At 66.2% G+C, this 12,182-nt stretch carries 9 protein-coding genes; 7 read left to right on the top strand and 2 right to left on the bottom strand.

The genetic code is table 11. From position 1 onward, the window contains the following. Positions 1–87 precede the first annotated feature (87 nt). From uriH to pabB, 5 genes are all read left to right on the top strand, one after another. Complete coding sequence (gene uriH / locus L0B83_RS18475; protein ID WP_234760035.1) at positions 88–1,110, top strand: uridine-preferring nucleoside hydrolase UriH; 1,023 nt, start codon at positions 88–90, stop codon at positions 1,108–1,110. Further along, positions 1,111–2,538, top strand: coding sequence for a uridine transporter UriT (uriT, locus tag L0B83_RS18480; RefSeq protein ID WP_234760036.1), 1,428 nt, complete (start codon positions 1,111–1,113; stop codon positions 2,536–2,538). Next, the gene (locus L0B83_RS18485) at positions 2,535–3,479 is read left to right on the top strand and encodes a ribokinase (RefSeq protein WP_234760038.1); all 945 of its coding nucleotides are present in this window, start codon (positions 2,535–2,537) and stop codon (positions 3,477–3,479) included. Before uriT ends, L0B83_RS18485 begins: the two co-directional genes overlap by 4 nt. An 84-nt stretch (positions 3,480–3,563) precedes the next feature. Then, on the top strand, positions 3,564–4,124 hold the full coding sequence (locus tag L0B83_RS18490) for a low molecular weight protein-tyrosine-phosphatase (RefSeq protein WP_234760039.1): 561 nt from the start codon (positions 3,564–3,566) through the stop codon (positions 4,122–4,124). Continuing rightward, complete coding sequence (pabB, locus tag L0B83_RS18495) at positions 4,121–6,187, top strand: aminodeoxychorismate synthase component I (RefSeq protein WP_234760040.1); 2,067 nt, start codon at positions 4,121–4,123, stop codon at positions 6,185–6,187. Before L0B83_RS18490 ends, pabB begins: the two co-directional genes overlap by 4 nt. 3 nt (positions 6,188–6,190) lie before the next feature. On the opposite strand, the gene L0B83_RS18500 is transcribed toward pabB, so the two are convergent. Further along, on the bottom strand, positions 6,191–7,771 hold the full coding sequence (locus L0B83_RS18500; protein WP_234760041.1) for an NCS1 family nucleobase:cation symporter-1: 1,581 nt from the start codon (positions 7,769–7,771) through the stop codon (positions 6,191–6,193). Positions 7,772–7,906: 135 nt separating this feature from the next. Here L0B83_RS18500 and L0B83_RS18505 point away from each other — a divergent pair, with 135 nt between their 5' ends. After that, positions 7,907–8,371 carry a DUF8821 family protein gene (locus L0B83_RS18505; RefSeq protein WP_234760042.1) on the top strand — a complete coding sequence of 155 codons (465 nt, stop codon included), beginning with the start codon at positions 7,907–7,909 and terminating at the stop codon, positions 8,369–8,371. Between the two features lie 18 nt (positions 8,372–8,389). On the opposite strand, the gene L0B83_RS18510 is transcribed toward L0B83_RS18505, so the two are convergent. Further along, positions 8,390–10,165 (bottom strand): O-antigen ligase family protein, encoded by a 1,776-nt coding sequence (locus L0B83_RS18510; RefSeq protein ID WP_234760043.1) that lies wholly within the window; start codon positions 10,163–10,165, stop codon positions 8,390–8,392. Between the two features lie 287 nt (positions 10,166–10,452). Here L0B83_RS18510 and L0B83_RS18515 point away from each other — a divergent pair. Continuing rightward, the coding region (locus L0B83_RS18515) for a carboxypeptidase-like regulatory domain-containing protein (RefSeq protein ID WP_234760044.1) at positions 10,453–12,182 on the top strand (1,730 nt) is incomplete at its 3' end.

Consider the following 12,182-nt stretch of genomic DNA (forward strand, 5'->3'; position numbering starts at 1 on the left):
TTTGACGCACCGGGTGGACCGGTGCCAGAATTCCCCTGACTGCTTTAACGCCCTGCCTCGGCAGGCCCCAATGACGTGGAGATGAACATGGACCCGACCACCATGACCCGTGAACGCAAGAAGATCATCCTGGATTGCGATCCCGGGCATGACGACGCCGTGGCCCTACTACTGGCCCACGGCAACCCGGACATCGACTTGCTCGCCGTCACCACGGTGGTCGGCAACCAGACCCTCGAAAAGGTCACTCGCAACGCCCTGTCGGTAGGCACCATCGCCGGGATCACCGGCGTTCCCTTTGCCGCAGGCTGCGACCGTCCACTGGTCCGCGCCATCGAGACCGCGCCGGACATCCACGGCGAATCCGGCATGGACGGCCCCGAACAGCCGGAGTCCACCATCGAGCTTGACCCCCGCCACGCCGTCGACCTCATCATCGAAACGATCATGGCGCACGAGCCGGGCACCGTTACCCTGGTCCCCACCGCCGGCCTCACCAACATCGCCATGGCCGCCCGCAAGGAGCCGCGCATCGTGGGACGCGTCAAGGAAGTTGTCCTGATGGGCGGCGGCTACCACGTCGGCAACTGGAGCGCCGTGGCCGAATTCAACATCATCATCGACCCTGAGGCCGCCCACATCGTCTTCAACGAAAAGTGGCCCGTGGTCATGGTCGGTTTGGACCTCACGCACCAGGCCTTGGCCACCCCTAAGGTAGTCGAAAAGATCGCCGCGGTGGGTACCAGGCCGGCCAAGTTCTTCATGGAGCTCATGGAGTTCTTCACCAAGACCTACAAGGACTCCCAGGGCTTTGACTATCCCCCGGTGCACGATCCCTGCGCCGTGGCCTACGTCATCGACCCCACCGTGATGACTACCCGCAAGGTCCCGGTCGACATCGAACTGCAGGGCAAGCTCACCCTCGGCATGACCGTGGCCGACTTCCGCGCTCCCGCCCCGGCCGACTGCCACACCTCGGTGGCCGTCGACCTTGACCACGAGAAATTCTGGAACCTCGTCACGGACGCGATCATCCGCATCGGCGAGCCCGCAACCGGCACTGCCGCCGTCCCCGCCACCGCCGCAGCCATCGCAGGAGAGGCAAAGTAAATGACCACCGTGATCAACGAAACCAAGACCGCCCGCGGAAACGTCGCCGCACTGATGGTCGCCCTGCTGGCCGCCTGCGTGGCTTTCCAGCTCAACGCGTCGATGCTCAGCCCGGCCCTGGTGACCATGGGCAACGAGCTCCACACCGACCAGGCAGTCATCGGCCTCTCCCAAACCTGGTTCTTCACGGCCGCGGCCCTTTTCTCACTCTTCCTTCCGCGCCTAAGCGACATCGTCGGGCGCAAGAAGATCCTCCTCGCCATGATGCTGCTCATGGGCCTCGGCTCGGTCATCGCGGCCATGGCCCCCGACGTTACCTGGCTCTTCGTGGGCCGCATCATCCAGGGCGTCAGCGGCCCCACGGTGCCGCTGTGCCTCATCATGCTGCGCTCCGCCGTCGACAACCCGCGCAAGTACGGAACGTTGATGGGCCTTGTCACGGCTGTCAACGGCGGCGTGGCCGGCGTCGACTCTTTCGTGGGCGGCTACTTCGCCGAGCACTTCGGATTCCGCAGCATCTTCTGGCTCATGGTTGGCCTCGCTGTCGTGGCCACGGCCTTGATCGCCGTCCTTGCCGGGGAAAGCAAGCCTGCGGCCGGTACCGGCATGGACTGGCTAGGCGTGTTCTTCATCGTCATCGCGGTGGGCGCACTCCTGACCGCCCTCAATGAAGGCTCCAAGCTGGTCGGCGCCTTCTCAACCGGAACCCTGATGCTGTCCATCGGGCTGATTGTGGTCGCAGCCGCCGCGTTTGCGGCCTTCTGGCGGACCGAAAAGCGCGCCAAGGAACCCATGGTGGAAACGATCCACCTCCGCCAGCGTTCCACGTGGGCGCCGTTGCTGACCACCACGCTCGCCATGACCGGTATCTTCGCAGTCATCAACGGCATCGTCCCGGCCTACGTCCAGGCCGCGGCGCCGGGATTCGGGGTGGGCCCCACCGAGATGTCCCTCATGATCCTCACGCCGTACGCGCTCCTCGGCTGGGTGTTCGGACCCGTCAGCGGCCGGCTCGCACCCGTGTTCGGCTACACCAAAGTCCTGCGCATCGGCATGCTGGGCAGCATCGCGGCCCTGGCAGTCATCGCGTTCCTCGGCCTTAGCAGCCTTCCCCTCATGATCGCGGGAACGGCCTTGCTCGGTGTTATGTACGCCGGTACGGTCAACATCATGCTCAACGGACTCGGAGTTGTCCTCTCCCCGGCCGGCAACCCCGGCTTCCTCCCGGGCATGAACGCCGGCGCCTTCAACCTCGGCGCGGGCCTGAGCTTCCTCGTGTTGCCGGCGGTCCTCGTGGCGACCTCGGCGCTCGGCGACGTGAAGGCCTCCTACTTGACTGTGGTCGTCGTCGGCCTGGCCATCACGGTTGCCGCCTTCGCGGCGTCGCTGCTCATCCCCAAGCCCCTCGAAGCCGAGGTTGAAAAGTGAACCGCAGGATCGTCGTCGTCGGGTCCTTGAACGCGGACCTGACCATTTATTGCGAGCGGCTCCCGCTCCCGGGTGAAACCGTCCACGGCAACGGTTTCACGGTCAATCCCGGCGGCAAGAGCGCCAACCAGGCTGTCGCTGCGAGCAAGTTGGGCGGCACGGTGAGCCTGATCGGCGCGGTTGGCAACGACTCCAACGGGGACATGCTGCTCGCCTCCACGGAAGGGGCCGGCGTGGATGTTTCGCGCGTCCGGCGTTCCGCGGATGCTGCCACCGGCGTCGCGGTGATCGCGGTTGACGCCCACGGCGAGAACAACATCATCATCTCGGCCGGAGCAAACGGGACACTCGCCCCGGCGGACGTGACGCCGGATGCCTTCGACGGTGCCGCGGTGCTGTGCCTGTGCCTGGAGGTGGCCCCCGAGACTGTCGAGGCCGCCGCCAAAACAGCGCACGACGCCGGCGCAACAGTTCTCCTGAACCTCTCGCCGTACGCCGAAATCCCGGAGAGCCTTGCCGCCTTGAGCGATGTCCTGCTGGTCAACGCGCACGAAGCGTCCATGTTCCTGGGCGACGCCGAGATGCCACATCCCGGCGCACACGCAAGCGCGTGGGAGCCGGTCCGGAGCCAGTTCGCGGACCGCGGGCTGGAGCGGGTACTCGTTACCCTCGGCGCGCACGGCTCGGTGGTGTTGGATTCCTTCGCCGCGTCGGGCGAGCAGATCTCCCGCATCGCACCCACCAAGGTCAATGCCGTGGACACCACCGGTGCCGGGGACGCCTTCACCGGCGCCGTGGCCGCCCGGCTCGCCGCGGGAGAAACCTTGGCGGAAGCCGCGGCGTTCGCCTCGGTTGCTGCGGCGCTCGCCACCACCAAGAAGGGCACCCAGGCCGCCTACCCTGGCGCCGAGGAAGTCCTGGAGTACTTGCGGATTTCCTAGGCACTTGCGGATTTCCTAGGCCCGGTGATGCCGCCCCGCCCTTTTGACTAGCCAAAGCGGGGTGGCATCCCCCATGCTTGCTGCATGTACTCAGCGTCGAGCCCATACCGCCTCATTACGGTCTGCACGGGAAACATCTGCCGCTCCCCCATGGCGCAACTGATGCTGACTGAAGCGTTCGACGCCGGAGGGCTCGGCGGGGCGGTTGTCGTGGACTCCGCGGGGACTACCGCCTACGAGGCCGGACACCCCATCGATCCGCGCGCAGCCCGGGTCCTTTCGGCCCACCGTATCCACTCCGACGGTCACATTGCCAGGAAATGGCGCCCGGAGTGGTTCCGTGAGCGGGACCTGATTCTGGCGCTCGACGTCGATCACTATGGCTGGCTGCACGAGGCCGCCCCGGATTCGGAAGCCCTCGCCAAGATCCGGATGCTGCGCAGTTTCGACCCGGCCGTCGCCGGCCGGAGCACCTTGGACGTGGGCATCGAGGATCCCTGGTACGGGGGCCACCGCGATTTCGACCTCACCTGGGACCTCATCCGCGCGGCCGTCCCCGGGATCGTCGCGCACACCCGGGACGCCCTTGGCGCTCGGCAGAACGCACAGCTCCACGGCCCTCAGCAGGTACGCTCTATTTCATGACCCCAGCACCCGTGATCATCGCCATCGATGGCCGCTCAGGCTCGGGAAAGACCACCCTTGCCATCGAACTTGCCGCCCGCCTGCGCATGCATCACAAGGTGTCGTTGTTCCATCTCGAGGACATCTACCCGGGCTGGAACGGCCTCATCGCGGGCATCGAGCGGTATGTCACCACCGTCTTGGCACCCTTGCGGCGCGGAGAAGCCGCCGAGTGGGTCAGTTGGGACTGGGAGAAGCACTACGACGGCGGCAGCCACGTGACCCTGCCTGCCGAAATCGTCATTGTCGAAGGCGTCGGGGCAGCCGCGAGTGCCGCCCGGCCCATGCTGGACGCCGTCGTCTGGGTGGATGCCCCCGACGACGACCGCCGGCACCGGGCGATGGCCCGGGACGGGAGCAGCTACGAGCCCTTCTGGGACAGCTGGGCTGCGCAGGAGGACGAATGGTTGGAGACCGACGACGTCCTCGACCACAGCGACATCAGGGTGCTGAACCGGGCGGACGGCCATGCGCCGGATGACGTGCTGCAGGCGCTGAACCACCTCCCTTTGCTCTCCCCCGTGTTGGCTCCCGAGCTCTCCGCACGCCGCGGATTGCAGCTCAAGTCCGAGCGGATCGACGCCAAGCCGGACGCCGCGGCACTTTTCCGGGCGCTCTACGCACAGTCCGCCAACGCAGTCTGGCTCGATTCCTCCAACACCCCCTCCAGCACGGGCATTACCGGTAACGACGCAGCTTCCAACGCCGCCGAACGCAGCCGCTTCAGCATCCTCGCGGACGACGGCGGTTCGTTCGGCCAGGCTGCAATCCACAGCTCGGGAACCACCCGCCTCAGCGCCGGCTGCGCCACCGTGGTGACCACCGGTCCCTTCTTCCGCTGGCTGGACACCGTGTGGGGCCGCAAGGCCTTGAAGCCACCCGAAGGCTATGACTGTGAATTCACGCTCGGCTGGCTGGGGTACCTGGGCTATGAACTGAAGCGCGAAACCGGGGGCAACGATATTCCCTCCGGCACTCCGGACGCTGCCTTACTCTTCTCCGGCCGGGCCGTGGTGATCGACCACCGCGATGCTGCCGTCTGGCTGCTCGCCATCGACGGCCCCGACGCCGACGAATGGCTCGGGCTTGCGCGCCAGGCGGTGCTGTCCGCGGCCGGCGCGCCGAGGCACTCGGCCGGGGATCCCGCCGTCGGGAGTTCCTCCGTGCCGCTTGAGTTCTCGAGCCGCGACACCGAGGACGAATACAAAAGCAAGATCGCCGAGGCCCGGCGCCAGATTGCCGAAGGCAATACGTACGAAGTCTGCCTCACCACCGAAGTGACCGCGGCGGATCCCGGGCTCGACCCGTGGGCGAGCTACCTCGCGCTGCGCAAACGCAACCCGGCGCCGTTCGCGAGCTACTTGAGGTTCGGCGAGCTGACGGTCGCGAGTACCTCGCCGGAGCGCTTCCTGCGGATAACCTCCGACGGCGGCATGCGGGCCGAGCCGATCAAGGGCACCAGGGGCCGGGCCAACGATCCGGCGATCGACGAGGCGTTGCGGCGCGGCTTGGAATCCTCGCTCAAAGACCGTGCAGAGAACATCATGATCGTGGACTTGCTCCGCAACGACCTCAGCCACTTCGCCGTTCCCGGTTCGGTGACCGTCAGCCGGTTGTGCGCGGTGGAAAGCTACGCCACGGTGCACCAGATGGTGAGCACGGTCGACGCCAGACTAAGGCCCGGCGCACCCCGGGCGGAGGCCGTGGCGGCCGCGTTCCCTGCCGGCTCCATGACGGGCGCGCCAAAGATCAGCACCATGGACATCCTTGACGGCTTGGAGTCAGGACCGCGCGGTATCTATTCCGGCGCGATCGGATACTTTTCACTCAACGCGGCGACCGACCTCGCCGTCGTGATCCGGACCCTCGTGATGGGTCCCGACGGCGACGGAGGACGCAAGCTCAGCCTCGGCGTCGGAGGCGCCATCACGGCGGACTCGACACCCCAGGACGAATACGAGGAAATCCGGACCAAGGCGTTCGGTGTGCTCTCGGCCCTCGGCGCGGAGTTTCCCTCTGCCTGAGAGTCAGATGTGTTCTTCCGTTCGGGCGCGGACAGTCCGTGGATCGTTGCGGGTGATCGTGTAGTAAATCAGGCTGGCCAGGACCGCTCCCACGAACCATGAGTACGGGCCCAACCCCGAGCCTCCCGGCAGGAAGTTCTGCAACGCCGGGACGAGGGCCAAAACACCGGCGACGACGGCGGCAGGAACCAACGCGGCAATGGCCTTGGGGTTCCAGCCCTTGGAGTAGAAGTAGAGGCCCTTCTCGTCCTCGTGGTACAGGTCCGATACTTTGCAGCGCTGGTGCCGGATGCGGAAGAAGTCCGTGAAGATGACCCCGAACAGCGGTCCGAGCAGGGCGCCGAGGCCGCCCAGGAAGTACACGATCACCACCGGGCTGCTGAAGAGGTTCCACGGCAGGATCACGATTGCCAGGACCGCGCTGATCAGGCCGCCGCGGCGGAAGTCGATCCGGTGAGGGGCCACGTTGGCCAGGTCGTACGAGGCCGAAACGAAGTTGGCCACAACGTTGATGCCGATCGTGGCGACGACGAACGTCACCGCCGCGATGATCGTGATCCACGGGTTGTTGATGGCCTGGACGATCGCTACCGGATCGGTGATCACTTTGAACATGTCCTGGCCGCGGTACTGCTCGGCTGTGAAGTAGGACGCGGCGCCGGCAGTCACCACTACCGTGACGAGGGCGAAGGCGATGAAGTTCACGGGCAGGCCCAGGAAGTTGCCCCGCAGGATCGTCTTCCGGTCCGGGGAAAACCGGGAGAAATCGCAAAAGTTCAGGAGAAGCGCAGCGAAGTACGTGACGGTGAGGGCGATGGCCGAGAAGAACTGGGTCAGGGCTGCCGGTCCGTCCAAGGGCGCGACACCGGGGATCGAGAGGCTGAACTTGTTGCCTGCTTGCGTCAGGATGTAGACGGCGAGCGCGAACATGGCCACCCAGATTGCAGGGCCCGCCCAGTCCTGGAACTTCCGGACCGTCTCCATGCCGCGCCGGATCACCAGCAACTGGACCGCCCAGAGGACCAGGAAAGCCGCCCAGCCGAGCGGGGTGAGGCCGAGGATGCGCGGCACGTCCGGACCGTTGAGCGACGTCAACTGGGGCCACACCGAAAACAGCAGCACCAGCACGGCTTCGGAAGCGAGCCAGGTCTGGATGCCATACCAGGCGATGGCGATGAGGGCCCTGATCAGGGCTGCCAGGTTGGCGCCGAATAGTCCGAAGGACATGCGTGCCAGGACCGGATATGGGACGCCCGTTTTCTGCCCGGCCGTGCCGGCAAAGTTCATGAGGAAGTAGACAAGGGTAATGCCAAGCACCAGGGCCAGGAAGACTTGCCAGCCCACCAATCCGGTGACGAAGAGACCGGCGGCGAAGGTGTAGCCGGCGATGCTGTGGACGTCGCACATCCACAGGGCGAAGAGGCTTCGGACCCTCCAATTGCGTTGCCGGGCGGGTGCGAGGTCCGCGTTCCACAGCCTGTCACTGACCAATCGCCCCTCGGCGAGGATCCGGACTTTCTCAGGGTATTCGTCTCCCGGCTCGGGCGCTGCCTTGACAGCCGGAGACTCGTTTTTCCGCGCCATGACGCCTCCGAAGAACGCTCCAAACGTGCTTGGAATTACAGAATCGCCCCATTGCGGCGGGAAGGAAAGCCCCCTAAGTGGTGCTCGCTCGCCAAGCGTTAGCATTGGTGCCACTACGTCTTACCAGGAGGGTGCATGCCGTACATCGTTGACTTCGAGAATGTCTCTACCACCGGGCTGGAATCGTCTCCCGTTGCCGAGGCCCTTGCCGGGTTGCGCGCCAACGAGGCCCGCTACTACCGGAACAAGTACGGCCACGTCTTCACGGTCAGCCCGGCGGAAGAGGTTCCGGAAGTCGTCGAGCGGGTGAGCCGGATCCTGAAGGAGGAGCGCGACATCGTCATCAGCTCCCGCCCGCTGGAAGCGACCGCCTTCGAAGTGGACGGTTTGCAGATGGCCTACGTCTTCTACGAGTCGGGGCTGTCGATCAACGTCATGTACAGCATCGAGGCCGGCGGGAAGCGTGCGGTTGGATTCAAGCTCGCCGACGGCATGGAGATCCCGGAAGAGCTTGAATCACGCTTCAAGTTCGCTCGCCAGAAGTCGAAGCTGGCAGGCGTTATCCGCGGCTCCTACTTCGTGATCAAGGGCGAGTACTGAGCCGTTCACCGGTGTGCGTCAGCGTCGCGCCTGGGCATTTTGACGTGCCGTCTGGGCTTCGGGGGTGTTGCCCGTGCGTTCGTAGATGTCGGCGAGGAGCTGCCATGGCTCTGCCCTGGTGGGGTTGAGTTCGGCGGCGTGGTGGGCGTCGGTGAGTGAGGACGCGACGTCTCCCTGTTGGAAACTGGCTATTGCTCGCTGGGTGTAGAGCTCGGCGTTGTTCGGGGCGGCGCGGATCGCCCGGTCGAGTACCACGCGCGCTACGCCTTCCTGGTGCGTGGCGTTGAGTCCGACGGCGAGGGCGAGCTGGGACTCCAGCGAGTCCGGGTACTGGGCAAGGGCCCGCCTGGCCCAGCGTACGGCTTGTTCCCCGGCCTGGGTGTTCCCTTCGGAAGCTGAGGCGGCGAATGCCTGGGCGGCGAGCATCGGGGTGTCGGCGTCCCATGGTCGAAGTGCCGCTGCACTGGAGAACCCCTCGTCCGCGGGGACGATCTTGCCCTGTGCAACCAGGTCGGTCCCTGCCTTCATGGGCCATTCGGCGATGGTAGCGGGCACCGCCTGCGCTAGGGCGGCCACGGCGGCGAACGCCGCAATCCACCGCACGAGCACTGGTGGCGTGCGTGGGACATCGGCAGACGCTGCCCGATTGCGGGGCCCCTTGGGCCGGTTCACTGGGAGGCGCTGCCCGACGAGCCCGCCGACGAGGAAGAACGCCAGGGGCGCGGTGCCCGGCGTCGTGAATGCTGTCAGCAGCACCACCCCGTAAGCGACCACCGCACCAAGCAGTGAGGCCTGAACCGCCTTCTCCGCTGGTGAGCCTGCACCCGCTATGCTCCGGACGCCAAAGACGAGCGCAACCACGGCGCAGCCGAGGGCGGGCACGAGGATCAAAAGACCGCCGGAGGTCGCGGCCTGCAGGACCCACAGGTGCGGGGCGTCTGGCGGGAAACCGGTCCCCACCTGGGCTGCCCATTCGGCGTCGTGGTAGGCCGGAAGGACGTCCACGAAGCGGCTGGGTCCCACCCCTGCCAGAAGGTGGTCGGCTGCAAGACGGAGGCTTTCGCCCCACAGGAGCCAACGCCCCTCGACGGTTGAACTGTTGAGCAGCCGCGCGCCGACCGCCGGGACCGCCAGCGCGGCGGCCAGCGCGGCACCGATAGCACCAGACGCGACCAGAACCGTGCGGCGCTGCGGTCCGGTCCAAGACCTCCAGGAGACCGCGCCCACAATCACGACGGCGACCGCTGCCCCTGCGTACGCTGCCCGCGATCCCGACGCCGCCACCGTTGTTGCCGCCGCAGCCAGGCCGGCCACCGCAAGCGGCCGGCGTTCCCGCACTGCCGGCGGGAGCAGCAGCGCCAGAAGCATCGCTCCGACCGCGCCCTCGTCGGTCGCATTGCCGAGAAGGCCCCCCGGCCGGTCGCCCGCACCCCCACCAAGCGGGCGGAACCCGGCAAGCTCAAGCACCGCCGGCACGGCAAGCACAAGCGCCGCCGCCCCCGCCCACGTAACCAGGGCCCTGTGCGTTCCGGTGCTCCCGGGCAGGATCCTCGCCCCGGCCCAGAGACACCCCAGGTAAGCGCCCAGCACGACGACCCCCTCGTAACGGGGCCACCGCCCGACCAACGCCTGAACGGGGTCCGGGCTCAGCGCGCTGGCGAGGACAAAACAAACGGCACCTGCAAGTACCAGCACCTTCAGGAGCCGCGGCAGCCGGCCGACAGGGCGCACCCACATCGCAGCGATGCAGGCGAGCAGCGCAAAAACCGTCTTGATCCAGGAAAAACGGAACAAGCCCCCCGGAAGAAAAACACACACGGTGCACAAAACAAGGACGACCACAGCTACAGCAGGAAAAGGACGCACGCTCCCCGGTCGTTTCGCACCTGTCCGCACTAAGTCCCCCTCCGTTGTGCCGCCCGCCGTGGCAACTCTACCCGCACCACGGTAGGGCCTCAGGAAATGTTTAGGACGATTGTCGACATAATTCCAATCGCTGGATATGCTCTGCCGTGTGGGGGGTCATACGGCTGTGCCTTCTGCAGGATTCGCATCCAAATCACAGGAGGTCCAGAACACATATGAGCATCCCACGACCACGCACCCTCATAGCAGTCGTACTGGCTGTCATGATCGCTGCCCTGCTCGGCCCCATCGCGGCCGCCCCGGCAACAGCATCAACCACCGCATCGATCGGCGGAACCGTCACCGTCCCGGCAGGCGAGGACGTTACCAAGGTTCTGGTGACCCTGACGTACTACGACACGGCGGGAAGGCACTCACCGACCACAAACCCAGCCGCCAACGGCACCTACTCGTTCACATCCCTTCCCGCGATTTCGAGCTACTACTATCTGAGCTTCGACGGCCAGAACACGGTCAACGCCGTCCCTCAGTACACATCCGGGACAAATCTGGCCGACGGGCAAGCCGCCACCGTCAACGCAACGATGCCACTCGGGGCCATCGTCGCGGGCAAGGCCATCGTGCCGGCGGGTGTCGACCCCACAACCGTCAGCGTCTCGGCCGCGTACAAGAGCATCAAACTCAGCACGGACGGAAGCTACCAGCTCGTCGGACTCCCCCCTGTCGCGATGAACGTGTTCTTCCCCTCGACGGGCAACGTCCCGTCCACCTATTACCCTGGGGTTCCATCCTCGGCTTCGGCGCAGAAGGTTGCGGCGGCAGCCGGCCAGACCACACGGCTCGCCGACGTTACCCTACCCTTGGGGGCATATATCAGCGGCACGGTCACGCTTCCGCCGGGTACTACCTGGGGCAGCACCACCCGCTACGTCCGGTCGGATTCCGCCGGGACACCGGAGCAATTCAACCGCTACACGACATTCGAAAACTCAGTCTCCTCTGCTGCGGATGGCACGTACACCCTTGGTCCCCTGTGGCCAGGAGACCACATCATTGGCTTCACCGGCTTCGGCTATTCCGCCGGAGGCACCTACACCCAGTTCGCCAACCAATGGAATACGGGCGCGTCCTCGCCCGGCAGTGCGTCGAAGGTCAGCCTGACGGCCGGGCAGACCCTCACCGGCGTCAACGCGGCCATGGCGACCGCCGGCTCGATCACCGGCAAGCTCATCCCCACCGCTGCGGCACAGGGACCATCGGGAAGCCACGGCGGCTTTGTCGATGTCCTCGACTCCCAGGGCTACCGCGTCGGAAACGGGTACGGTGACACCACAACCGGCGCCTACACCGTGGATCGGCTCGGGGCGGGCACCTACAAGGTCGCGTTCAACCGCTCCAGCGGCCAGGCGATCGATGAGGCTCAGTTCTACCAGGGCATCCACGAGTCCGCCGGACTCGCCTCCGCGACGGGAGTTAACGTCACCGCCGGTCAGGCCGCCGCACTTCCGGACGCGACGTTCGTCACCGGCGGGGCGTTCACGGGGCAGGTGCTGGACCCGAACGGTGCCGCCCTGACGAACGTAGCGGTGCATGCCTTCACTCCGGACGGCTCCCTGATAACGCGCAGCACGCGAACGGACACCGCCGGGCGCTTTAACCTCACGGGCCTGAGCACGGGGAACTACACGGTTGAGGTGAACGCCGACGGGCGCATCTCAACCGTGGGAGCGTTGTATTCGGGGAACACGACGGACCCGGTGAAGGCAGCCACGGTCGCGGCAACCGTCGGGGCGACGAAGGACGTGGGCACACTCTCGTACGCTCCCGCTCCGGCACCAACGCCAACTCCAACACCGACACCGACGCCGACACCGACGCCGACTCCAACCCCGACACCGACGCCGACGCCGACTGCCGGCATTCCGGGTGGTTCGACGCCGATCAC

It is taken from the genome of Arthrobacter alkaliphilus (assembly GCF_021483235.1).
Classification (GTDB): domain Bacteria; phylum Actinomycetota; class Actinomycetes; order Actinomycetales; family Micrococcaceae; genus Arthrobacter; species Arthrobacter alkaliphilus.